Origin of the sequence: Ferrimonas marina (assembly GCF_900129905.1) — a bacterium.
In the GTDB taxonomy this organism is placed as follows: Bacteria; Pseudomonadota; Gammaproteobacteria; order Enterobacterales; family Shewanellaceae; genus Ferrimonas; species Ferrimonas marina.
On the sequence record NZ_FQXG01000002.1, the window covers coordinates 38733 to 63785 of the forward strand.

The 25053-nt window shown below is 60.5% G+C and carries 19 protein-coding genes; 11 read left to right on the top strand and 8 right to left on the bottom strand.

What is annotated here, in order from left to right; all coding sequences use genetic code 11:
• Positions 1-3156 carry a TonB-dependent receptor gene (locus BUC04_RS03845; RefSeq protein WP_067658057.1) on the bottom strand — a complete coding sequence of 1052 codons (3156 nt, stop codon included), beginning with the start codon at positions 3154-3156 and terminating at the stop codon, positions 1-3.
• A gap of 196 nt (positions 3157-3352) precedes the next feature.
• Positions 3353-6502, bottom strand: coding sequence for a TonB-dependent receptor (locus BUC04_RS03850; protein ID WP_067658055.1), 3150 nt, complete (start codon positions 6500-6502; stop codon positions 3353-3355).
• Between the two features lie 211 nt (positions 6503-6713).
• Between BUC04_RS03850 and BUC04_RS03855 the strand changes: the two genes are divergently transcribed.
• Entirely contained in the window at positions 6714-7910 is a 1197-nt protein-coding gene (locus BUC04_RS03855) for an endonuclease/exonuclease/phosphatase family protein (RefSeq protein ID WP_067658052.1), read from the top strand.
• Here BUC04_RS03855 and BUC04_RS03860 read toward each other — a convergent pair.
• Positions 7907-8668 (bottom strand): 3-hydroxybutyrate dehydrogenase, encoded by a 762-nt coding sequence (locus BUC04_RS03860; protein WP_200804659.1) that lies wholly within the window; start codon positions 8666-8668, stop codon positions 7907-7909. The genes BUC04_RS03855 and BUC04_RS03860 overlap by 4 nt on opposite strands.
• Before the next feature lie 134 nt (positions 8669-8802).
• On the opposite strand from BUC04_RS03860, the gene BUC04_RS03865 reads away from it, so the two are divergent.
• Entirely contained in the window at positions 8803-10980 is a 2178-nt protein-coding gene (locus BUC04_RS03865; RefSeq protein ID WP_067658044.1) for a TonB-dependent receptor, read from the top strand.
• 64 nt (positions 10981-11044) lie between these two features.
• Positions 11045-11701: a response regulator transcription factor gene (locus BUC04_RS03870; RefSeq protein WP_067658041.1), complete on the top strand. Its 657-nt coding sequence runs from the start codon at positions 11045-11047 to the stop codon at positions 11699-11701.
• Here BUC04_RS03870 and BUC04_RS03875 read toward each other — a convergent pair.
• Positions 11686-15018, bottom strand: a complete 3333-nt coding sequence (locus BUC04_RS03875) for a hybrid sensor histidine kinase/response regulator (protein ID WP_067658039.1) — start codon at positions 15016-15018, stop codon at positions 11686-11688. The genes BUC04_RS03870 and BUC04_RS03875 overlap by 16 nt on opposite strands.
• Positions 15019-15162: 144 nt before the next feature.
• Here BUC04_RS03875 and BUC04_RS03880 point away from each other — a divergent pair, with 144 nt between their 5' ends.
• A complete protein-coding gene (locus tag BUC04_RS03880; RefSeq protein ID WP_067658037.1) occupies positions 15163-16350 on the top strand; it encodes an MFS transporter in 1188 nt (395 codons plus the stop codon).
• Positions 16337-17305 carry an alpha/beta hydrolase gene (locus tag BUC04_RS03885; RefSeq protein WP_067658035.1) on the top strand — a complete coding sequence of 323 codons (969 nt, stop codon included), beginning with the start codon at positions 16337-16339 and terminating at the stop codon, positions 17303-17305. The genes BUC04_RS03880 and BUC04_RS03885 overlap by 14 nt, the downstream gene beginning before the upstream one ends.
• Here BUC04_RS03885 and BUC04_RS03890 read toward each other — a convergent pair.
• Positions 17236-17991, bottom strand: a complete 756-nt coding sequence (locus BUC04_RS03890) for an extracellular catalytic domain type 1 short-chain-length polyhydroxyalkanoate depolymerase (RefSeq protein ID WP_067658033.1) — start codon at positions 17989-17991, stop codon at positions 17236-17238. The two genes, BUC04_RS03885 and BUC04_RS03890, sit on opposite strands and share 70 nt — an antisense overlap.
• Positions 17992-18074: 83 nt before the next feature.
• Positions 18075-18479, bottom strand: coding sequence for a polyhydroxyalkanoate synthesis repressor PhaR (phaR, locus tag BUC04_RS03895; protein ID WP_067658024.1), 405 nt, complete (start codon positions 18477-18479; stop codon positions 18075-18077).
• A 206-nt stretch (positions 18480-18685) separates the two neighbouring features.
• Between phaR and BUC04_RS03900 the strand changes: the two genes are divergently transcribed.
• Positions 18686-19057, top strand: coding sequence for a phasin family protein (locus tag BUC04_RS03900; protein ID WP_067658021.1), 372 nt, complete (start codon positions 18686-18688; stop codon positions 19055-19057).
• Between the two features lie 408 nt (positions 19058-19465).
• On the opposite strand, the gene BUC04_RS03905 is transcribed toward BUC04_RS03900, so the two are convergent.
• Complete coding sequence (locus tag BUC04_RS03905) at positions 19466-19774, bottom strand: YebG family protein (RefSeq protein WP_067658018.1); 309 nt, start codon at positions 19772-19774, stop codon at positions 19466-19468.
• A gap of 177 nt (positions 19775-19951) precedes the next feature.
• Here BUC04_RS03905 and BUC04_RS03910 point away from each other — a divergent pair, with 177 nt between their 5' ends.
• From BUC04_RS03910 to BUC04_RS03930, 5 genes are all read left to right on the top strand, one after another.
• A complete protein-coding gene (locus tag BUC04_RS03910) occupies positions 19952-20626 on the top strand; it encodes a response regulator (RefSeq protein ID WP_067657996.1) in 675 nt (224 codons plus the stop codon).
• Positions 20617-21993 carry an ATP-binding protein gene (locus BUC04_RS03915; protein WP_067657993.1) on the top strand — a complete coding sequence of 459 codons (1377 nt, stop codon included), beginning with the start codon at positions 20617-20619 and terminating at the stop codon, positions 21991-21993. The genes BUC04_RS03910 and BUC04_RS03915 overlap by 10 nt, the downstream gene beginning before the upstream one ends.
• Before the next feature lie 64 nt (positions 21994-22057).
• Positions 22058-22468: a DUF2057 family protein gene (locus BUC04_RS03920; RefSeq protein WP_067657988.1), complete on the top strand. Its 411-nt coding sequence runs from the start codon at positions 22058-22060 to the stop codon at positions 22466-22468.
• Positions 22469-22619: 151 nt separating this feature from the next.
• On the top strand, positions 22620-23393 hold the full coding sequence (locus BUC04_RS03925; protein WP_067657986.1) for a UDP-2,3-diacylglucosamine diphosphatase: 774 nt from the start codon (positions 22620-22622) through the stop codon (positions 23391-23393).
• Positions 23394-23473: 80 nt separating this feature from the next.
• Positions 23474-23800, top strand: a complete 327-nt coding sequence (locus tag BUC04_RS03930) for a DUF3135 domain-containing protein (protein WP_067657984.1) — start codon at positions 23474-23476, stop codon at positions 23798-23800.
• On the opposite strand, the gene BUC04_RS03935 is transcribed toward BUC04_RS03930, so the two are convergent.
• On the bottom strand, positions 23757-24896 hold the full coding sequence (locus BUC04_RS03935) for a cation:proton antiporter domain-containing protein (RefSeq protein ID WP_067657981.1): 1140 nt from the start codon (positions 24894-24896) through the stop codon (positions 23757-23759). The two genes, BUC04_RS03930 and BUC04_RS03935, sit on opposite strands and share 44 nt — an antisense overlap.
• Between the last annotated feature and the right edge of the window lie 157 nt (positions 24897-25053).

A 25053-nucleotide genomic window follows, 5' to 3' on the forward strand; every position in this document is an offset into this window, starting at 1 on the left:
TTAGAAGTTGTAACGCAGCCCCAGCTTGATCTGCCAGGCAGACTCGCTGACGTTGTAGGTGTTCCAGTTATCCGTCTCCAGTCCATCCTGGCCAAAGGGCACGGCGTAGGTGTACTGCTCAGTCTCCACGTCGTAGTCGTAATCCACCAGGATCTTGGAGTTGAAGCTCTGGGTGCGTACCTGACCCCAGTCCTCGTTCAGCAGGTTAAGCACGTTCTTGATGTCCAGATAGGCCAGGAAGCGATGCTCCTTGGCAAAGCCCGGCAGCTCCTGGGTAAAGCGGAAGTCCAGCTGGGAAACCCAGGGCTGGGTACCTGTCCCCTTGGCACCGTAGCCACCGGCATAGCCGGCCAGACCCGCGGCGTTAACCGCCTCCATCAGCGCGTCATAGGTCAGACCGTCGGCGTAAGCCACGGCCGGGTCATCGGCGCCGGTGGGGATGTAGGGCAGGTAGTAGTCGGAATCATCCAGGTCCGGTTGGTCGCCCAGATCGCCATCCCGGAACGCCCCCAGGGTGTAGGTGATAGGCTGACCACTGCGACGCTCCCAGAACAGGTTGAAGGTGGAGGCGTAGCCGTCAACAAACTCGGTCTCGTAGCCCAGGGTCAGCACCCAGCGGTGCTCCACCTCGTAGTGGCCACGGCCGAGGGTATCGGCGTTGCGATCCAGCCCCACTGGGGTGAACTGGTAGTTGGAGATCGCCCGGCTGGAGGTGGCCTGGTTGCCCTCTTCGATGTCGGTGTTGGTGTAGGAGGTGCTGAAACGGAATCCGCTCTCCCATTCCTTGGACATAGTGAAGGACCACACTTTGTTACTGCCGGTGTCGTCGGCGTTGGTCATCAACAGATCGTAGCGATCGGTGCCCACCTCACCGGTGAGGTAGTCCACGGTCTGGTAGACGGTACGGCCACCGGGGGTGGTGCCGATGGGCTCCCGTGCCAGCTCGCGCCAGGCAACGGCATTCTCCTGGTCGATGTAGAGGTACTCGGTACCGAAGTACCAGTCTTCACCCAGGTAGGGCAGATCGGTGATGTAATCCAACGCCAGGTTGTAACGCCAGTCCGAGGGCAGCTCGAAGTTGGGGTCCAGCGCATCCACGTTGCCATCGCCGGGCACCAGGCTGTCCATCACCTCTTGCGGTACCACGGTGGGGTTGGCACCGGAGAGGAACTCATCGGTGTTACGAGCCGAGACCAGGGTCACGCCATCGTTGGTGAAGCTGTTACCCAGCCAGACGTTGGGCTTGCCACCGGAGAAGCGCCCTACCCCACCACGCAGCTGCAGGCTGGGGGTCAGTTGCCACTTAAAGCCCACCCGGGGCAGCCAGATATCCAGGCCGTCCAGGGTGGCGTCGTTGCCAAAGCCGTAGCGCTGAACAAAGTTGTCGTTCAGGGTGGGCTTGTCGCTGCTGTCGAAGCGTTCATAGCGTACCCCGGCCATCAGTTCGATATCGGGGGTGACAGTCCAGACATCTTCCAGGAAAAACGCGTTGGTCTGGGTGTTGTAATCCGCTGCCGCGTCCGCCGGAACATTGGTGTAGGCGTTGCGGTAGTTGAAGCGGGCCGCTTCGCCATTGGCGAAATCGTCAATGGAATCGAACTCCCAGGTGCCCAGGGAGCTTTCCACAAACAGGTTAAACACATCCAGGTCGTTGTACTGCCAACCAAAGCCGATCTGGTGATCCCCAAGCAGGTAGGTCCCCGCCAGGCGCACCTCCAGATTCTGGTTCTCCAGCTCGTTGGCATGGCGGAACTGCTCGGTACCCAAACGAACCTCACCACCGTCGGTGCGCACGTACACCTGGCCCATGCCGGACGGTGTGGTGGGAGCCACGGTGGAGGTCACGTCCTTGTAGGAGATCCGCGCCTCGGTGGAGAAGTCGTCGTTCCAGTCACTGAAGAACTGCAGGGAGTAGCCCTTGAGGGTCTCCTTTTTGTCGTACCAGTAGCTGGACAGCGGCAGACGGTCATCGCGGCCGTTCTCGTTGCGGGTGTCGTTGGACTCGGCGAACTGGTAGGTAAAGGCCGCCCGGTGGGCGTCGCTGATGTTCCAATCCAGCTTGGCCAGCACCTTCTCATCCTTCTCCTCCAGCCCCGTGCCCCAGGTGCCGGCGTTGGCGCCGTACACCTCGTTAGCAATGCGGATGATCTCGTTGGCATCGTCCAGGGTGACGTTAGACTCGTTGGCCAGGCCCGAGCCCGCGGGGCCCCAGGTGGCATTACGGGGTGACTCGAAGTTCTCGTAGGAGCCGAAGAAGAACAGCTTGTCCTTCACCAGCGGGAAGCCGATGCTACCGCCGTAGCTGGTCTCCTCGAAATCCTGCTCAATCTTGCTGCCATCGATGGGGTCTTTGCCATCGCCGGCCAGGTTGTCACCGGTGTACTCGTAGAATACCGAGCCGGTGAGATCGTTGGTGCCGGACTTGGTCACCGCGTTGATCTGGGCGCCGGAGAAGCCGCCGTAGCGGGGCGAGAACGGGGTGGTGTTCAGCGCCACCTGCTCAATCGCCTCCAGCGAAATGGGGCTGCGCTGGGTGGGGTAGCCGTTGCCGTTGAGGCCAAAGTCATCGTTCTGGCCAATGCCGTCCACCAGCAGAGTGTTGAACTTGGGATTGAGGCCGGCCACCGTAAAGGAGCCGACGTCGTCGTTGAGCAGCACCGCAAAGGGGTTTTGCCGCACGATCTCCTTGATGTCGCGATTGATGGCGGCAGTCTGGGCGATGTCGCGCTCGCCGTACTCGCTGTTGGAGCCGGCCTGACGGAAGGCGGAGCGGCTGCCGTACACGGTGATCCGCTCCAGTGCCTGCTGGCTTTGCAGCTGGGAGCTGAAGCGCAGGGTTTCACCCAGGTTGAGGTAGATCCCCTCGCGGTAGTCATCAGCGTACTGGTCGGAATCCACCACCACGGTGTAGGGACCGCCGACGCGCAGACCACGGGCAACGAAGGCGCCCTTATCGTTGACGTTCAGCTCGGTCACGGTACCGGAGGGCTGGTGAATGATGGTGATGCTGGCGTCGGTGACCGGCTGGCCATCCGGACCAACAATGCTGCCGCGCAGGCTCGAGGTGGTTTCGTTGGCGATGGCTGACCCGGCCATCCCCAGCGACAAAGCCAGTGCCACGGCAACGCGGCTCGGCTTCAGGTTGTTAACGTTCATTAGGATTTCCCTTTCAAAAGCGAACTTTTTGTTCTGTGTGCGCTCATACGTCGCGCGCATAGAGTAGAAACCCCCGGTTACACCATTGTTTCACATATGATTTTTTATCCCTGCCGTGTAAAGTTGGCGACACGCCCGAAACCAGAGACACAAAAAAGCCGACCCCTCGGGGTCGGCTTTTTAATTAATGCTGTGCTTAGAAGCGGTAGCGAACACCCAACTTCATCTGCCAGCGTGAGGAGTTCACATCGATGGTATCGTAATCACGGGTATCCATGATTACCCCATCCGGGTTCGGGAAGGCCGGGCGGTAGGTCAACACGTCGTTTGCGGCATCGTAGGAGAAGTCCACCAGTTCCTTGGTACCGTAATTTACGTACTTATCCAGGCCCCAGTCGCTGTTGAGCAGGTTCAGCACGTTCACAATATCAAAGTACAGCTCACCACGGTGGCCCTTCATGAAGCCCGGGATCTGCTGAGTAAAGCGCAGGTCCAGGGTGTGTACCCAGGGGCTTTCAGCCGCACCTTTCTCAGCATAACCTCCGGCGTACTTGCCCAGCCCCAGTTCGTCGATCGCGTCGAAGAACTCATCCGCCGTCAAGCCACCGTCAAAGACCACACGACCGGCATCCACATCTTCCTGAGTCGGAATGTAGGCCAGGTAGGAGTTGGCGCTTTGGAAGCGAGACTGATCGCCGTACTCACCGTTTCGGTAGGAGCTATAGACATAGCTGTATGGGTTGCCGCTGCGACCTTCGTAGAACAGGTTCACACCGGTGTTGTAGCCGGAGAACAGTTCAACGTCATAACCGAAGTTGACCACGATACGGTGCGGAACGGAGTAGTGGCTCGGACCACGAACCGGGCTGTTACGATCTTCCGCTACCATGGGGTACATGTAGCTGGAGTGCGGGGTGCTGGAGGTACCGCTGTTGACGTTCTGCACATCAGAGTAGGTGTAGGAGGAGGAGAAGCGGATGCCGTTATCCCACTCTTTGCTCAGACCCAGGGTCACATTGTGGCTGTAACCATCGATATCGGAGTTGGTCAGCATGATATCGTAGTGATCGCCATAGGGCAGGTCGTAGATGATACGACCGGTGAAATCCCGCTTGCCGGTATCTTCACGGGCCAGGTCGACCCAGTGAACGCCATCCACGGTGCGGATGTAGATGTACTCCGCACCGAAGTACCAGTCATCACCCAGAGAACCGAAGTCCAAAGAGGTATCCACACCGATGCTGGCACGCCAGTCGGAGGGCAGATCGAAGTCCGGGTCCAGAGACGCGGTTACGCCGTTGGGCTCCTGGCCTTCAATCAGGTCACGGGCCTGATCCGGCACGGACATGTCAAAGTTCCAGCTGTCATCCCAGCTGTAGACGTTGCCGTTGGCCACACCGGAGTTCTGGTAGCTGTTGGCGATCCACACGTTGGGCTGACCACCGCTGTATCGGCCGATACCACCCTTTAGGGTCACATCATCAGTCAGGGTGTAAGTCGCACCGATACGCGGCAGCACAATAACGTTGCCGTCCAGAGTTTCGGTGTTGTAGTAACCGTAGCGCTGGTAGAAGTTGTCGTTGGGCGTAATTGCACCGTCGACGCTGATGTGCTCAACACGAACACCGGCGGTCAAGCGCAGGTCGGCGGTTACATCCCACATGTCTTCCACGAAGAAGGCGGTGGTGTTCAGGTCAAAGTCGGCGACGTTGTCGTACAGGTTGCCAGTTGGCGAAGCGGCGAAGGTGAAGGAACCGACATTGCCCTGCTCAAAGTCAGCCACACTGTCGAAGCTCCAGTGGCCCAGCACGTCCTGGAAGTAGGCGTTGAACACGCTCAGTTTGTTGTACTGGATACCGGCAGTGATGTTGTGATCGCCAATTAGGTAATCGGCAACGAAACGCACCTCGAGGTTATCGGTTTCCAGCTCGTTCAGCTGACGAGAGCGCTCGGTACCAAAGTTCAGGTAGTCACCACTGTCAGTGCGAACGGAGAAAGAGCCGATGTTCAACCGGTTGTAAGGGTTGGACCCTTTAAAAGTGTTCTTGTGAGACACCTTAAGATCGGTGGAGAACTCGTTGCTCCAGTCAGAGTACAGGCTCACAGCGTGGGCAGTCAGTTCCTGCACCTCATCGTAGGTGTAGGAAGAGAACGCAATGCCGCTGCTGTTGTTGGTGGCCTTGGTGACGTTACCCTTGGTTTGCTGGAAGGTATAGCTGGCACGGTGATCGTCGGAGATGTTCCAGTCCAGCTTGGCCAGGATCTTCTCATCCTCTTCTACCGGCGCCACACCGACACCACCAATGTCCAGGCCACTGTAGCCCATGGCCGCAGCGTGCACGCGGTCGATATCTTCCTGGGTTACTCCAATCTCAATCGGCGCACCGGAGCCCTGGTGACCGTAGTCTGAGCTGGTGTCTGCTTCCCACTTCTCGTAGGAGCCGAAGAAGAACAGCTTGTCCTTGATCAGCGGCATCCCCAGGGTGAAGCCGTAGGTGTCTTCGCTAAACGGAGGGTTGCTCTTTTCACCGCTTTCCGGGTCTTTGAAGTCACCGGACAGGGAGTCACTGGTGGTCTCAAAGAACAGGGAGCCGGTCACTTCATTGGTACCGGACTTGGTGACCGCATTGAGCTGAGCACCGGAGAAGCCACCGTAACGGGCGGAGAAGGGGTTGATATTGACCTGCAACTGCTCAACCGCATCAATGGAGATGGGGGAGCGCAGGGTCGGATAACCGTTATTGTTCAGACCAAAGTCATCGTTCTGCTGAATGCCGTCGACTACCAGGGAGTTGAACTTGGGGTTGGTACCAGCTACCACCATGGCGCCATCATTGCGGATGGTGACCAAAGGATTCTGACGAGCGACGTCCTTCAGGTCACGGTTGATGCCTGGAGCGTTGGCGATGTCCTGCTCGGAGAACTCGCTATTGGAGCCCACGGTGCGGTACGGCAGGGCAGAACCGGTCACCACGATGCGTTCCACATCGGAAGGGCTGCGCAGCTGCGAGCGCAGGTTGAAGGTCTCACCCAGGTTCAGCTGGATCCCTTCCTGGTAATCGTCCTGGTAGATCTCAGAATCGACGATCACGGTGTAAGGACCACCAACACGCAGACCACGAGCAACGAACGCGCCTGATTCGTTCACTGCTACCTCGGTTACGGTACCGGTAGGTTGGTGCAGGATGGTGATCTTGGCGTCGGTGACCGGCTGGCCATTGGGGCCCAGGATGGTACCGCGCATGGAGGAGGAGGTTTCGCTTGCTACCGCTTGTCCGGCCAGACCCATGGCCACAGTGAGAGCAAGTGCCAAGCGGTTAGGCTTGAACATGGTGTTAGGATTCATAGACTTCATTCCCTTATGAACGTCATCCGAAAAAGGTTGTAATATTTTTGTAATCACCCCTAGGTGGGCAGCGCCATATTATGCCGTCAATATTTCATTTTTGTTCCGAATGTTAGCGACGTTATTTGCTTTCACACTTCAATAATGTCGTTCAGCGGGGATTAACAAAACATTTACCAAGACTGGGTCAGCCCGGAAGGGAAATTCCACTATGTTTGAATCATTAAAACGAACCATAAGCCTATTTGTGATCCTGATCACATTGTCAGCATGTCACTCAAATATGAAGATTTATCAACCAGATACCCTGAAAATTGCGACATTTAACGTCAGTATGGAAGCAGGAAACTACCTGGCATCGCGACAGGATCCGCTGCAGCCTGACGCCCTGTTTACCCACCTGGCTTCCGGTAATAACGATCAAATTAAAAACGTTGCCGAGATTATCCAGCGCACCAGACCGGACATTATTCTGCTCAATGAATTTGATTACACCGATAACCCCGAGTTGGGGGTTGAAGCCTTTGTTAAAAACTACTTACAGGTGAGTCAAAATGGGGCTGATTCTATTAATTATCCCTATTACTATTTAGCTCCGGTCAACACCGGGGTCCCCAGCCCCTTCGACATTGACGGCGATGGCAAGGCCAGCGGCACCGGCGGCGATGCCTGGGGCTACGGCCAGTACCCGGGTCAGTACGGCATGGTGGTGCTATCGCGCTTTCCCATCGATAACGACAAGGTACGCAGCTTCCAGCTGTTCCCCTGGCATCAGATGCCCAATGCCCAGCCTATCCTCAATGCCGATGGCACCCCGTTCTACGACGAAACCACCTGGCAGGGGCTGCGACTCTCCTCCAAGTCTCACTGGGTAGTGCCGGTGACCGTGGGTCAACGCAGGGTTGAGATCCTGGCTGCCCACCCGACCCCGCCGGTGTTTGACGGCCCGGAGGATCGCAATGGCGCACGCAACTTCGATGAGATCCGCCTGTGGGCAGACTACCTGGACAATCGCGACTACCTGGTGGATGACCAGGGGCAACAAGGTGGGATGGATGAATCTCGGCGATTTGTGATCTTGGGGGATTACAACGCCTCACCGGTAGAGGGGGACAGCCGCCCAGGTGCCATCGATCAGTTGCTCAGCCATAGCAAGGTTAACGGCGACTATATCCCCACCAGTGAGGGCGGCGCCGCCCACAGCCCGGAGAATCCTCATGGCGCCAGCCACACCGCCGGTTGGCGCGCCCGGGTGGACTATGTGCTGCCCTCCCGTCAAGGCTTTGAGATTGTCGATGGCGGTGTGTTCTGGCCCGCCGCCGGCGAGCCTCTGCACCGCCTGGTGGCCAATCGCCAGGCCTCTTCCGATCACCGCATGGTGTGGCTGGAGCTGAAGCTCACCGACTAACGGGCGGTCCAGCCCAGATCCATGGTCAAACTGGCGCCGGTGATGCTGCGGGCATTATCGGTGGCCAGGTAAGCCACCATCTGGCCAATCTCCTCAGGCTCAATCAACCGCTTGATGGCGGCGGGGGCCAGCATGATCTCCGCCACTACCTGCTCCGGTTCCAGGTTATTGTGCGCCGCCTGATCCTGGATCTGTTTGTCCACCAAGGGGGTGCGCACGTACGCCGGACAGACCGCATTGACGGTGATGCCACACTCGCCCCCCTCCAATGCCGTGGTCTTGGTCAGGCCGATCAGACCATGCTTGGCGGCGATGTAGGCCGATTTAAAGGGCGAGGCCACCAGGCCATGCACCGAGGCCAGGTTGATCACCCTGCCCCATTGCTGCGCTTTCATATGGGGCCAGCAATGTTTAGTCAGCAAAAACGGCGCGGTCAGCATCACCGAGAGGATGCCATTCCAGGCGCTCTCATCGAAGGTTTCTATCGGCGAAACATGCTGGAAACCGGCGTTGTTGACCAGGATATCGATTCCCTGCCCCGATGCCGTGAACTCCGCTATCAACGCCCGACAGGCTTCGCCATCCGCCAGATCCACCTGGCGAGCCACGCCGCCCAGTTGCGCCGCCAGCGCGGTGATCCCGTCCGGGTCCCGATCCACCAGCACCACCTTGTGCCCCGCTTCGGCCAGCGCCTGCGCGACTGCCGCACCAATGCCGGAACCTGCCCCGGTGATCAGGGCCGTACGTTGTGTTGCCATCTGTTCTCTCCTTAGCCGATGTCCCCACATTGTTGGCCTAATAGGGCCGCACACACATAGTACTATGGTACGAGTTCACAAATGTTAAACCGCTGTTAGGTTTGGGAATGTCTTAACCAATAAGGATTTTGGCTATGCAACGGCAACCCCATACCCTCAGCGCCTGCACCCTGGCAGTGCTGGCCGCTCTGTCCCATCAGGCCCAGGCGGAAGAGGCCGCCAGCTCCGAGGCGCAATACGAAGGCCTGGAGCGGATCGAAGTGACCGCCCGTCGTCAGGTGGAAACCCTGCAGGAGGTGCCGGTTGCCGTCACCTCGGTGTCCGATACCGAGATTGAAGCCGCCGGCATCGAGGTGCTCACCGAGATCCAGAAGATCTCCCCCAACACCACGCTGCAGGTTAGCCGGGGCACCAACACCACTCTGACCGCCTTTATCCGCGGCATCGGCCAGCAGGACCCGCTGTGGGGCTTCGAGCCCGGGGTGGGGATCTACGTCGATGATGTCTACATCGCCCGGCCCCAGGGTGCCGTACTCAACGTGTTTGATGTCAGCCGGGTCGAGGTGCTGCGTGGCCCCCAGGGCACCCTGTATGGCAAGAACACCATCGGTGGTGCGGTGAAGTATGTCTCCCGCGAGATGCACGGTGACACCGCCTTTGACGTCAAGGCCAGCTACGGCTCTTACAACCAGATGGACCTTAAGTTCAACGGCCAGACCCCCATCGTCCAGGACCGCTTCTACCTGGGGCTGGGCCTGGCCCGTCTCACCCGGGACGGTTTTGGCGAGTTTCTCGGCCCGCTCAATGCCGGTGATGAGAACTACAACAAGGACATCTGGGCCGGACGTGTCTCCGCCGAGTGGTACGCCACCGATGACCTTAAGTTCCGCTTAAGCTACGACCAGACCCAGGATGACTCCAACGCCAAGGGCGGGCACCGCCTGCTGGAGGGCCCGGCCGGTGAGCCGGTACTGGATGACGTGTACGACTCCCGTGCCGGCGAACCCACCTTTAACGAGGTCAAGGCTAAAGGTGTGGCCTTCACCGCCAGTTGGGACGCCAGCGCCAACTGGACCGGCAAATACATCTACTCCTGGCGGGATAACGAAAGCGACACCAACATCGATTTCGACAGCCTTCAGCCCCAATACTTTGACGTACCGGCGGTGTACGACGACTCGCAGCAGACTCACGAACTGCAGGCCAGCTACGCCGGAGACCGTATCAAGGGCGTGATGGGGCTGTACTACTTTGACGGCGACGCGTGCGGGGCCTACCACGTGATCCTGTCGGATCTGCTGGGCGTGCCCTTCGATAAGCAGACCGCCGGCTGTACCGATACCCAAAGCTACGCGGCTTACGCCCAGGGTACCTACTACGTGACCGACGCCCTCTCCTTCACCCTGGGTGGACGCTACACCAAGGATGAGAAGACCGGCGGTACCACGGTGGATACCAACCAATTCATTGTCTCTGAGTGGGAAAACAGCGCCGACTGGACCCAGTTCTCGCCCCGGGCTGGCGTCGAGTACCGCTTCACCAGCGATCTGATGACCTACGCCAGCTACAGCCAGGGCTTCAAGAGCGGCGGCTTTGACCCCCGTGGCGATCTGTCGGTCAACCCCCAGGCGGACCGCCCCTTCGACCCGGAGATCGTCGATACCTACGAGATCGGGGTGAAGAGCGAGTGGCTGGATAACCGCCTGCGCACCAACCTGGCCTGGTTCTACAACGACTACCAGGATATGCAGATCATCGTGGCCTACAGCATCGACACCGATAGCGATGGCGTCGACGACACCCCGGTGAACGGGGTCGATAACGCCGGTAAGGCCAGCGCCTGGGGCCTGGAGCTGGAGTCCACCTTGTTGATCACCGAAGGGCTGACCGCGGATCTCATCATCGGCTACCTGGATGCGGAGATCGACGAGTGGATCGACGGTGGCGTGGATGTCTCTGACGACCGGGTGGTGTCCAACACCCCGGACTGGACCGGCCGTTTTGCCCTCAACTACACCCGTAATTTCAGCTTCGGCGACATGGTGTTCACCGGCAGTGCCAACTACCGCGGCGACACCACCATGTTCGAGGTACCGGCGCCGCTGCTGGACCAGGAAGCCTACACCCTGGTGGATGTGGGTATCACCTGGTACAGCAACAACGGTCACTGGTCGCTGGGGGCCTACGGTAAGAACCTGACCGACGAACAGGCCCGGGTGGCTGGCTACAACTTCGAGAACCTGGGCAACACCCTGACCTCCTTCCATATCGATCCCAGAACCTTTACCCTGACCTTGGGTTACAGCTTCTAATCCCGGTGTGAGGACCTTGGGCCGGTGCCTGGCACCGGCCTCTTTTAGTGACAAGGAGAGTCCGATGGATCCCATGCGCGTCGCCATCGCCGACGATCACCCGCTGTTTCGCAGCGCCCTGCTGCAGGCCCTCAAGCAATGCCTGCCCCACTCCCAACTGCACGAAAACGACTCCCTCGCCCAGCTGCTGGACTGCGCCGGTCAGTATGACGATCTGGAACTGGTGTTTCTGGATCTGCACATGCCCGGCAGTGAGGGGTTCAGTGGCCTGGTCCAGCTGCTCAACAGCTACCCGGACCTGGTGGTGATCATGGTTTCATCCGAGGATGACCCAGCCATCATGCGCCGGGCCCTGAGCTTTGGTGCCAGCGCCTTTGTGCCCAAGAGTGCCGACGTTAAAACCATGGCCAGCGCCATCGATACCGTGCTCAACGGCGACAGCTGGCTACCGGAGGGAGCAGCCCAGCAAGGCGAGCCGGACCAAAGCGACACCCTGGCCAGCCAACTGGCGCGACTGACGCCGCAACAGCTCAAGGTGCTGTCGATGATCGCCGACGGTCAGCTCAACAAGCAGATTGCCTACGATCTGAGTATCCAGGAGACCACGGTCAAGCAGCACGTTTCTGCCATCCTGGGTAAGCTTGGGGTCAACAACCGCACCCAGGCTGGCCTGCTCTATCAGCAGGTGCGCCAATACCAATCGCCTCAGCCCACCGGCTGAGGCTGCTCACTCAAGCGCCGGATCTGACGCTTCAGCGCCGGCGCCTTCACCGGCTTGCGCATAAACACCCCATCCAGCTCACTGGTAGCCTGACGTACCGACTCCGACGGATCCGCTGACAACACAATGGCCGGCACGGGCTGGCCAAAGGCCTGGCGCAGCTGGGCGATCAGATCCGTCCCTGTGCCCTGGTCCAGGTGGTAATCCACCACCAGCAAGTCCGGGCACCAGTGCGGTTGTGCCGCCAACTGCTCAAACAGGCTGTCGCCGTCCGATGCCAGCATAAGATCACAGCCCCAGCTGGACAGCAGCGCCTGCAGTGCCGATAGCACCAGGGGGTCGTTGTCCACCACCACCAGGCGACGGGTCACCGGCTCCTCGCTGCGGGGGGCCCGGCTCGGCTCCGGACTGTGTTGTGACTGCTGCTTGGGCACCGACAGCTCAAACAGGGTACCGCGACCGGGCTCGGACCAAAGCTGCAGCGGGCAGGCGATCAGCGCCGAGATGCGCTGGACAATGGCCAGGCCCAGGCCGAGCCCCTCACCGCCCTGGCCCAGCTGTTCAAACTCCTCGAATACCAGCTCCTGCTTGTCCTTGGGGATCCCCGGGCCGTTATCCCAGATCTGGATGCCTAGCCGCTCACCCCGGCGTCGTACCCCCAGCAGTACCTTGCCCCCTGCCGGGGTATAGCGCACCGCATTGGCCAGCAGGTTCTGCACCGCACGGCGCAGCATCGCCGCATCGCTGTAGGTCCAGGCCTGAGTCGGCACATAGTGGATCTGCACCTGCCGGGCTTGCCCCTGCAGGCGGAACTCCTCCACCAGGGGCGACAGCATGCTGTCCAGCGAGAATGCCTTGGGCTGGATCGCCTCTTTGCGCGCATCCAGACGGGAGATCGCCACCAGATCCGCCAGCAACGACTCCACCGCCTCCAGCGAACGCGACATCTGATCCGCCATCTTGGCCAGCTCCGTGCCCTTGGCCTGCTGGCGCATCAGCGAGGTGAGCAGGGTCAGGGCACTGAACGGCTGCATCAGATCATGACTGGCGGCGGCCAAAAACCGGGTCTTACTGCGGTTGGCAAGCTCCGCCTCGTGGCGGGCCAACTCCAGCTCCCGGGTGCGCGCCGCCACCCGCTGCTCCAGCTCCTCCTGCTGCTGCACCGCGTGGGTTACATCGGTGTAGGTGGTGACGTAGCCGCCGCCGGGCATCGGATTGCCCGACAGCTGTAGCACCCGGCCGCTGCGGGTGTGGTGGCGGTGCTGGTAGGGGTGGCCTTGGCGCATCTTGGCCATACGGCGGCGGATCAGCCCCTCAGGATCGGCCCCGGTCAGCACCCCACGCGCGACATTGAAGCGCAGCAGCGATTCCACTGGCAGGCCCGCCCGGATCAGTCCCTCGGGGTAATCCAGCAGCTTGAGGTACTGTCGGTTCCAGCACACCAGCTCCAGCTCGGCATTGACCACCGCCAGGCCCTGGTCGATGGTATCCACCGCACCGTGCAGTAACTCCCGGTTAAAGGAGAGCATCTGCTGGGCCTCATCCACCAGGTCAACCACCGATGCCAGCACCGACTCCTGCTGCCGTGCCGCCTCCATCACCATTCGGGTAGAGGCGGCGCCCAGCACACCGGACAGGCGGTGAACACTGGCTTGAACCAGTGCCTCAGGCGCCGTCTGCTCCGCTTTCAAACCGGCGTATTGCGGCAGCGCAAACAGCGCCTCGGCACTGGCGTCGCCAACAAATCGCGCCACCAGCGCCCGTAACTGGCCCACGGAAAAGCGCCGTTCACCGCCTGCCCCCTCCGGTCGGTTACCGACAAAGCGTTGGGCCTGCTGGCTTTGCGCTGGCGAGGGTGGGGATAACCAGGAGGCCAGCCAGAACCCCACCAGGTTGGCACTAAGAGAGAGCACAATAGCCCGGCTGACCGGGTCCCAATCCTGGCCCCAACCCCAAGGCCAGACCGACCAGGGGGTCAGTGCCGGCATCAGCAGCAGTGCCGTCAGACAACCGCAGATCAACGCGGTGATGGCGGCAACGGCGCTGCCACCGCGCCAATACAGCCCCAGCAGCACCAAGGGGCCGAGCTGAGCCAGCAGCACGAAGGCCAGCATCCCCAGTCCACCCAAGGTTTCCTGCTCACCGATACCGCGGTGAAACAGGTAGGCCAGCAACAGCAACAGCACAATGCCGCCCTGGCGCCAGCGCTGCAGCAGTGAGCGGAACCGGCCATCCTCCAGCCCCACCCGACGAAACAGCCAGGGCACCACCCATTCGTTGGTGAACATGGTGCTCAGTACGATGGAGCCCAGGATCAGCATCCCCGCCGCCGCCGCCAAGCCACCGAGGAAGGCCAACAGGGCCAGGCCCGGTGCATCCAGTGCCAGCGGCAGAGCCAGGGCGTAGAGATCGGCATTAACCGAGCCCTGGGCAAACAGGGTCTGGCCCCACAGGGCGATGGGCAGAACGAAGAGATTGATCAGGATGAGATACAGCGGCAGTTGCCAGCGGGCGGAGCACAACCCATTGGCCGGCTGTGGCCCCACCGCCAGGACATGAAACTGACGAGGCAGACAGAACAGGGTCAAGGCGCCGATCAGGATCTGGCTGAACACCACGGCCATGGGCACCGGCTGCGTCTGTTGCCACTGCTGCTGCAGCGCCTCCCAACCTACCGGCTGTTTCAGCATCAGGGTTAAGCCCACCCCCAACACCAGCATCGCCAACAGCTTAAAGCCGCTGCTGAACGCCACCGCCAGCAACAAGGCCGGGTTGTGCTCGGTGGCCGACAGCTTGCGGGTGCCGACCAGCACCGCAAAGCCACCCATCAGCAGGGCTACCCCCAGCACGGTATCCCAGGCGCCACTGCTGCCGGTGAGCACATCGAAGGTGTGGCCCACCGAGCGCAGCTGCAATGCCATGTAGGGGATCCCCCCCAGCAGACAGACACCGGTGACCACCCCCGCCAGCGGGGCCGAGCGGCCGTAGCGGCCCGCCAGGAAATCCGCCACCGAGGTGACGTTTTGCTGTCGACTGATGCGCGCCATCTTGACCAGCACCGGGTAGCCCAACACCATCATCAGCATGGTGCCCCAGTACAGCGGCGCGATGGGCCACCCGGTCTGGCTGGCCTGGCCAACGATGCCGTAGAAGGCCCAGCTGGTGCAGCACACCGCCAGGCACAGGCTGTAGATCCCCGGTCGCTCACTCCAGTTGGGGAAACGCTGCGCCAGGTAGGCCACTACGAAAAACAGGGCCAGGAAGGCGGCCACCGCCAGTGCCACCCATCCCGGTGACAGCTGCGCCTCAGTCAGCATCGAAAACCCCTCCTTGGGATTGCTGAAACGCCGCGGACGAATGCCCGATCTGCGGCGATAGCACTAAGGTACTAGGTCAATCCGCGGCGATGTGAATTAGCTTATTTCACTATGATTTGTCTTTAAAAGTTCAACCTAACACGCATGCGACTTGAGAATAAATACGCCATCGAAGCCGTGCTGTTTCTCAGCTACGTGCTGTTTGCCATGGCCTGGGTGGGCGGCACCTTCTACATGGAGCCGATCATGGCCCAGGCGGGCATCGACAGCTACGCCAACGCCAGCCTGCTGAGCGGCTCGGTCACCTTCGCCAAGATCGTCGGCACCTTTGCCGCAGCCGCCTTAGCCGCCAAGGTGGGGCTGAAATGGGCCTTCTTCGCCGCCGCGGTGATGGTGGTCGCCGGCTGGGCCACCCCCTACGCCCAACAGTTTGACTGGCTGCTCGCCAGCCGCTTCCTGATGGGGCTGGGTGGCGCCCTGATGGTGGTCTACTTCAACCCCTACGTGCTGCGCTACTTTCCCCCGAGCCAACGGCCGGTGGTCAACGGCCTCAACGCCGTTGCCTTCAATGTCGGCACCGCCCTGGTGTTGTGGCTGATGCCCACCCTGACCCAGTGGAGCGGCCACTGGCAGACCACCCTGAGCCTGCTGTCCGCCGCCAGTGCCTTGTTGGCGCTGCTGTGGTTGCTGGCACCGGAGCCGGAGCAAAGCGCCGGCGCGCAGCAGAAAGCCGCGCCCTACCCCTATCGCACCGGCCTGGCCGACCCGTTCAACTGGGCCTACGCCCTGACCTACTCCGGCTTGCTGGCCTTCTACATCTGCCTGTTCACCTTCTATCCCCAGGCCGGCTTCAGCGCCACCAAATGGGTCATCGGCTTTGGCATCCTCGGCACCATTGCCGGCACCTATTACAGCCAGCGCGTCAGCAAACGCCGGCCGGTGATCCGCTTCAGCGGTCTGGTGATTACCCTCAGCGCCGCCTGGATGACCTTTGCCGCACCCGAGGCCTGGCAACCTGTGGCCGCCGCCGTATTGGGCTTTGCCATCTTCTTCCCCATCAGTGCCCTGGTCACCCTGCCCCAGGAGCTGCCAGGCATGACGCCCAGCCGGATCACCGTGGTCTTCAGTCTGTTCTGGTCCATCAGCTATCTGGTGGCCACCGTGGTACTTTGGGTCTTCGGGCTGATGGTGGATGCCAACCAGGGTGACTTTACCTGGGCGCTGGTGATGATCACCGCGGTCAGCCTCACCTTCTTCCTCGGTAGTTTTGCGCTGCCGGAACCAAGCCAACAAGCCGTTGAGGCCAAGGAGTGTCCCGATGCTGCATCCTGAACTGCGTCCCCTGTTTGCCCAGTTCAATGAGTTGATCGCCCATGCTCGGGCCGAAGGACTCAGCTACACCCCCGAGGCCACCCGTGCCGCGCTGGATGGGCTGCGCCAGTTCTACAGCGATGGTCCGCAACTGGCCAAGGTAGAGGATGGGACGCTGGCAGGTGTGCCGGCACGACTGTATCACCCACAACCGGAGCAGGCGCTGCCGGTGGTGCTCTATCTGCACGGCGGCGGCCACATGTGCGGCTCGGTGGAACTGTACGATCCCATGTGTCGCAAGCTGGCCGAAGCCGCACAGTGTGCGGTGGTCTCGGTGGAGTATCGGCGGTCGCCGGAGGCGCCCTATCCTTTGGGCCTTGACGACTGCGATGCCGCTCTGCAGGCGCTGGATAACGGTTGGGATGGGGTCGCCCTGGGCTCAGAACGAATGGTGGCCGGCGACAGCGCCGGTGGGGCCTTGTGCGCTTCGCTGGTACAGCGGGACCGACAACGGGGTGATGGGCGGATCCGCCGTCAGATGTTGATCTACCCCAGCCTGGACTACACCCAGAGCCTGCCCTCGTGCCATCAGTTCGGACGCGGCTACCTGCTGGAGGCGGAGAAGATCGCCTGGTACTTCGACCAATATTTTCAGCAGCAGGAAGACCGTGTTGCCTGCTCCCCCCTGTTTGATACCTTCACCGCCACCTACCCGCAAACCCTGGTGATCACCGCCGGACTCGATCCCTTACAGGATGAGGGGATGCATTACCACCGTCAGCTGGTCCGGGCCGGGGCCCTCAGCGAGCATCATCACTTTGCCGATATGCCCCACGCCTTTATGAACCTGGAGCAGTTTATCCCGGAGCGTTGCGAGCAGCTCTATACCCTGCTCGCCCGCTTTATTCAGGGGGATTCGCCAAACCAGTGCGCCGCGATCAATCCGGTCAAATCCCACTGCGACGCCACCACGTAATCCCCGACCTGGCCACGCTTTTGCTGATCGATAGGCCAGGCGTGGCCCACCCCCTCCAACTCAATCAAGGTCACTGAGCCACCATCCTGCTGCCAGTGGGCCTGCCACCACTGGCTGTTACTGAACGCCACCAGGGGATCCGCCGGATCGTGGGCCAGCACCACGGGGATGTCCGCCCCGATCCGGTCACGCTCAGGTGCCGTGCGTTGTCCCTGCATGCAGGTCAGTGCCTGGGTCAGGTTGCTGGCGCAGCCGGCGGGGATCCCGGCCACCAACGCCAGGCCGGCAAAGCGCTGCGGCTCACTGAGGTAAAGTCGCTCCGCCATCGCCGCGCCGGCGGACAGGCCCGCCAGGTAGACCGGCTGGTCAGCTGGCAGCTGGTCGATGGCTTGGCGTAGCGAGGTGAGTTCGGCGTCGGAGGGCAGGAACCAGTTGAAACAGCGCTTGGCATTGTTCTCCGGCTCCTGCTGGGGCAGCAACAGCGCCAGCCCCTGGCTTTGGGCCAAATCACGCCAGCCGCTGTCGCGGGCAAAGGATTGAGCCTGTTGGCCACAGCCGTGCAGCACCACCACGGTGGCCTTGGCTTGGGTGGGCTGATAATGGTGAAAGGAGAGGTTACCGGGATTACTGGGTTCGGCACTGACGACGGCGCTGGTCGCCAGCCAGAGAAGGGGGATGCATCGCATCGGGTGGGACTCCTTGGCAGAGGGTAAAGGCTAAACCTCGCGCCTTTTTTTCCCTTTTGCCATAGTCCTTTCGCACCAAATGACTACTTTTTGTCTTTGTCCTGGGCACCAAAGAAGCTACTGAACACGTTGGCCGGGTTGAACTCCTGCATCCGCTTCAGCTCCTGCTGCCAGCGCTGCTGCTGGGACAGCAGGCTGACCATCGACTGCTCCAGCCACTGGCCGGCCATGCCGGTCATCTGGCTGTCGTACAGACGGATGATCTCCTCCAGGAACTTGTCGGTCAGCACCGACGCGTGCCCTTCGCTCTCCATCTCCGCCAACACCTGCAGCAGCACCGCCCGGGTGATCTCATCACCGGTCTTCGAGTCCACCACCGAGAAGGGTTCGTAGTTCTTAATGTAACCACGGACATCCATCAGGGTGATATAGCCTTTGAGCTCAGTGTCATACAGACGACGATTGGGATAGCGCTTGATCAGTTTCATCATGCAGTGCCGAAAAGTGTTTGGACCAGTGTAGAGGGTTTATCCCTTCACTCCCAGTGTTTTCGCTGGCTGGACAGGCCGATAAGGCCATTTATGAAACTTTTGTGCAGTGCACAAAAAAACTTGACCCCGGGACAAATTGGGCATAAATTAACCATCAAGTTGTGCGGTGCACAATGACTCTCAAACCTTCAAGGAGCCTTGCCATGTTGAACGATATGAAACAGCAGTTTGAAGACGGCCTGCAGCGCACCATCGATAACCAGGTGAAGCTGAGCGAAATGAACATCAAGTTCGCCACTGAAGCCGCCAGCCGTAACAGCGATTACCTGACTGACATCGTCAAGTCCAGCACCGAAGCCAGCAAATCCCTGGCCGAGTGCAAGACTCCGATGCAGTTGCTGGACAAGCAAACCGAGCTGGCCACCGAGCTGCGCACCAAAGCCGAAGCCTACGTTAAGGCTAACGTTGACGCCCTGACCAGCTTCACTCAGTCCCTGTCCGACCTGAGCACTGCAGCTTGGCAGGTTCCGGCTGCACCGGCTGCTCCCCGTCGCAAGACTAAAGGCGCCGAGTAACTCCCCGTCGTAACTATTGAGCCCACCTTAAGGTGGGCTTTTTTTATGCCTTTTGTTCGTTTGCCGAACTGAGCAGCTACATTCGCAATTGATACATTTGTAATCTCATTGCCGGGTTGCCGGCAGCAACCAATGGGGCGTTCCGCCCCCTTGGAACCCCCGTCAGCCTCCGGTCGTCGCTTACCCTCACTCTCATGGCCAAAGTCTGCGGCTCTTGCTCGAGTCTACTTCCCTGTCTCCGCGAGCAACTCAGGCCATCCTGGCCTTCAACCTTAACTTTTGCCACTTCGTTTGGGCGACTCCAAGTCGGCGAAGAGCTGGTGGGTCACAACAATCGGCTCAATATATTGGTACGTGCGGGTATCAATAGAAATCAATGCGGGGCTTCTTGAGACCTTATGGCGGTGCTTAGGCCGCCTGCTCTTTGCTGGCGCTGCGCTTGGCTGGCCGGGCGGCAGTGACCTTGGCTGCGCCGGCTTTAGCCTTCACCGGCTTCTTGCCCTTGAGCACGGTGTTCAGGCTGTCCTTGTTCTTGGCCAGGTAGAGCGACACCTCTTCCAGCTTCGCCTCCTCAAGCAGGCCGGACTCGGCCAGGAACTCCGACAGGTTTTCTGCCAGGTCGAGCATCTTGTCGTAGGCGTCTGCCTCGGACTTACTGGAGAAGGTCATCACTTCCTCACCCTTTCGTTCTACGACGTACTTGACGACAACCGCCATGTCCGTTTCTCCGTCAGCTATGGATTCTTGTCTGATGCTAACAAAGGTTACTGTATAAATAAACAGTCATGCGGATAGGTTCCACGGGTGGCGATTCAGCCCAGATACAGGCACTTGTCCTTGCGGGTGTGGCACAATAGGTTAACGTTGAAACCCATCATATCGAGGATGCTCTCCATGCAGATCCTGGTCATCGAAGACGATCCGCTCCTGTGTCACCACCTCAAGGTGCGCTTGACCGAACTGGGCAATCAGGTTCAAGCCAGCCAAACCGCCTCCGAAGGCGAGTACCTGGCCAACAACTATCCGCTGGACGTGGCGGTGATCGATCTGGGTCTGCCGGATGAGAGTGGCCTCAGCCTGATCAAGCGCCTGCGTGAGCAGGGCAAGTCCTTCCCCATCCTGATCCTGACCGCGCGAGACAGCTGGCAGGATAAGGTCGAGGGGCTCAACGCCGGTGCCGACGATTACCTGGTCAAGCCGTTCCGTATCGAGGAGCTGGAAGCCCGGATGAACGCCCTGGTGCGCCGCAGCGCCGGCTTTGTGAAGCCGGAGATCACCTGCGACAACCTGCGCCTCGACCTGTCCGGCCGCCGTGTCACCCTGGCGGATGAACTGCTGGAGCTGACCGCCTTTGAGTACCAGATCCTGGAGTACCTGATGCGCCACCATCAACAGGTGGTGTCCAAGCAGCGCCTGCTGGATGTGCTGTACGAGGATCGGGAAGGGGATCCGAACACCGTTGAGGTGATGATCTCGCGCCTGCGCAAGAAGCTGGTCAGTGGCGGCATGGACAACCCCATCGCCACCATCCGTGGACAGGGCTACCGGTTTAACCTGGCATGCGCCTGATCGACCGGCTCAACCCGCGGCGGCGCCCTACCCTGTTCCGCCGCATCATCGGCACCTCGATGCTGCTGATCACCCTGGCGCTACTGGCCCTGGGTGCCAGTCAGCGCTATGACAACGCCCGCGAGATGTACGGCCAGTATGGCCACAACTTCGTGCCCCAGCTCAGTGCCATCGGTGAGGAGCTGCGCCTTGAAGGGGTCAATCGCGACCTCGGTGACATCCCAACCCAGGAGCAGTTCAGCCCGGGGCTGAACCTGTTTGCCCTCTGTACCAACGACAGCACCGCGTATTTCGTTTCCCGCGCCCTGCGCAAGCTGGGTGTGGCCGAGCCCTGTAGCTACCTCAGTCAGTTTGAGACCGAATGGCTGACCGAGCCACTGGAGCTCAGACCAGGCCAACACTTCTACCTCTACCCGCTGGAGATCGAGGGTCCGCAAAATCAGCACACCTTGCTGATCCTGCGGGATGCCAACGAGGCCAAGAAGGCGCTGGATGAGAAAAACCATTGGGTCACCCTCAAGCTGGCGATGCTGCTGCCCACCATCATGTTGCTGCTGGTCAGTGGTGCGGTGTGGGGGATGAAGCCACTGCGTCAATTGCAGGCCCAGCTGGGGGAGATCACCGGCGGCGATCGACAGCGCCTGGATGAACCCCAGGCCAGCGAGCTGGTGGGGCTCACCGATGCCCTCAATGAACTGCTGGCCCAGAGCGAGCACCGCAACGAGATCTACCAGAACGCCATGAAGGATCTGGCCCACAGCCTCAAGACCCGATTGGCCGCGACCCAGGCGATCCTTGGTGACAACCCGGACACACCGGAGTCGCTGCGCACCGAGCTGTATGACCAACTAGGTCAGATGGACCAGATGGTGCAATACCAGCTGCGTAAAGCGGTGATGGGCCGACAGGGCCTGACCCAGGCCCAGGCCGAAGTCGAGCCGGTGGCGCAGTCGCTGAAACAGATGCTGGCCAAGGTCTACCGGGATAAAGAGGTGGATTTCAGCCTCGAGTTGCAACCAGGCCTGAAGTTTCCCGGCAGCGCCGATGACCTGATGGAGATGCTGGGCAACCTGCTGGACAACGCCCATCGCTTCGCCATCGACAAGGTGGTGTTAACCACGCGCCGGGAGCAGGACACCTTCGTCATGACGGTAGACGACGATGGCCCGGGTATCGAGCCGGAGCTGCGCCAGAGCGTCATTGGCCGCGGGGTTCGGGCGGATGAACGCCACCCGGGGCAAGGTATTGGCCTGGCGGTGTGCCATGAGCTGAGCCGGACCTACCAGGGCGATCTGACCATCACCGAATCGCCGTTGGGCGGTGCGCGCATCCTGGTGCAACTGCCACTGAAAAAAAACCTGCACTGACTTGAACAAAAATGCTCCTTGGGCCGTTCCTATTGAGAGAACCAAGAGTCCAAGGAGCATTTCCATGAAAGCACTTATCCCCCTGGCCCTGCTGTTTGCTGGATCTGCCTCGGCAGGTTCCCTGGCCCTCGACAACAACGTTCGCATCCTCACCCTCAACGGCGAGCCGGTGGAATCCTACTCCCGCCAGTTCAACCTGGGCGAAGGTACCCAGGTCATCTCGGTACGCTACGATGCCCTGTTTGAAACCTCCTCCGAGCATCACGATTTTGTTCGCTCAGGCATCCAGGTGATCAAGTTCGAGGCCGAGTCCGGCCAGCAGTACATGATCTCCGCGCCCAAGCTGCGCTGGGAGCAGGCACGGGACTACGCTGAGGATCCCAGCTTCAACCTGACCAACTCCCGTGGCGAAAACATCGATCACCGCATGTGGAGCCGTGACGAGCTGCTGGTAGAGTTGTTGGGCCGCCAGTAACCAATACCGCCAGCAGCAAAGCGCAACTACAAGCCAATCCATCGGGCCGGTCGGCAGTGTCGGCCGGCCTGACATCAAAGCGTTATATAGCCGTCAACCGGCTGTCATCGCCCTCCCCGAGGTTTAGAAAAAACCACGGAGAGACAAGCCCATGCACACTCCCCTCCTGCACTGTCGTACCCTGTTTCTGTCCGATCTTCATCTTGGTAGCAAAGCCTGTCAGGCGGAAAAGGTATTGGCTCTGCTACAACACAGCCAGTGCGAATCCCTCTATCTGATCGGCGACATCGTCGACTTCTGGGCCCAGAAAAAACAGCGCTTCTGGCCGGCCTCCCATCACCAGGTGATCCGGCAACTGGCCAAGATGGCCGCCAACGGGGTCAGCATCACCTACCTGCCCGGTAACCATGACGGCGTGCTGCGGGAGTTTTGCCACGGCGAGTTGCTGGGGATAAGGATGCGCCGACGCCACATCCACCGTACCGCCAACGGCAAACGCTATCTGCTGACCCACGGCGACGAGTTTGACCATGCGGTGTTACTGAGCCGCTTCCAGGCGGTGCTGGGGGATCATGGCTACGAATGGCTGTTGTGGCTTAACCGGGTCTACAACCGGGTGCGCAGCTGGCAGGGCAAGGGCTACTACTCACTGGCAACCCAGGTAAAAAGCCGCATCAAGGGCGCCAATGAGGCGGTGAAACGCTATCGTCAGGCCGCCCTGGACGAGGCTAAGCGTCAGGGGCTGGATGGCATCATCTGCGGTCACATCCACTGCCCGGAGCAGATGGAACAGGACCAGGTGGAATACCTCAATACCGGTGACTGGCTGGAGAGCTTCAGCGCCGTCGCCGAGGACCACCAGGGTCGTTTGCAACTGCTGACCCAGGCCCAGTGGCAGCCGGTACAGCAGGCGAAAGTCGCCTGATCTTCTTGCCAAAACCGTGATTTCCCACTTTGCTTAAGGGACGAACTCGCCGTCTCGAACGGCATCGTGGGGGAACCCTAATGGTACGTCTGCCCGACTTCGATACCCTGGCCAAACTGGCCAAGCAGGACCCACAGCGGCTGGCGAGGCTGCAGCGAGGCTGGGTCCGACGCAGCATCGCCGAGGCCCGCCCGGAGAATCGGGCGCGTTTGCGCGCGATGCAAAGCAACCTGGAGCTGCGCCTGAGCCGCTGTCACAACCCCTACCACCGGATGATCACCGCATCCGCCTTGATGCAGAGCCAGCTGCAGCGTCTGGCTGAGGCATTGAACGGGCCACCAGCGCCGCCGAGCCCCGCCAAGATCATCCCCTGGCGTCGCCCCGCCCCTGACGACCCGAGCGAGTAAAGGTCCAGCTGAGCAACGGCTGCTGTACCAGGATCTCAAACAGGATCACCCCCACCCCGATCGCCTGGATGGTCCACCACCCCTCCAGCTCCACCGGCAACGCCATGATCAATGCCAGGGTGACCGGCCCATGCACCGGCACCCAAGGCCACAGGTACCGTGAGCTGCGGGACCAGCGCCGCTGCACTGAGACCCAGGGCAGCAATAACAGGCTTCGTAACAGCACCGCAGCCGCGATCCCCCACAACATCGCCAGGTAGCGCTCGCTGAACATCTCCCAGACGATGGCGAAGCCAAACAGCAGCAACAGGGCGTCGGTCCAGAACGGCCAGGCCGCGTGGGCCGGTGGAGCCCTGTCCTCGTGCCTCAGCGCCGCCACGGTTAACAACAGCACCAACACCCCGGAGCCGCCCAATACCCCCTCGGTCAAGGCAAAGACCCAGAGACTCCAAAGCACCCAATCCATCTGCTGCCATTGCGGCTGCACCCGGCGCCAAAGCCAATGCAGACTCCAGGCCACCGCAACGCCCAGCAGGGTCCCCAGCGCCAGCCGCAACCAGGGAAACCAGCCCCCCTGGGCGCCCTCGGCGAAGCTGAACAGCATCAGCAGCGCCGTCACGCTAAGTGGGTCCATCAGCGCACTCTCCCCCTCCAGCCACTGGCGCAGGGTACGAAACCCCTCGGGAAACCGGGGCAGCCAACAGACATCGACGACCGCCAGCAACAGGGCACACACCAAAGCGGACTGCCAGGGGAAGCCAGGATGACCAATCACCAGGTAGAGCACGGTGGCAAACAACAGGGTAAAACCGACAAGACTCCAGAGCCCCTGGCCGAGCATGCGCACACCATATTGGCGAAACATCGAGGCCGGCAGGTTGGCCGCCACATTGAGCAGCAACGGTGGCAGCAGGATGTAGAGGATAATGTTACGAACCTGTGTCGCGTTGATGCCGGTCTGCCAGCCAAATTGCTCCACGGCCACCCCCAACACCACCCCGGTGAGCAACCAGATCAGGGTTCTGACGGTGTGTGCGGCCCGCGCTACAACCCGCTGTAAAGTCAGTATCAGCAACAAACCGACGACGATGGCCAAGGCGATTTTCCTCCCACGAGAGAGGGCAAAGGATAGCTATTACCAAAAGATATATCGCAATTGCGATCTTAACTAACTGATAACAACTGACATCTTAGCGCCCAATTTCGGCAACATTTTAGCAATATTCAAACCCTATCGTTTCCGCAACCAATAA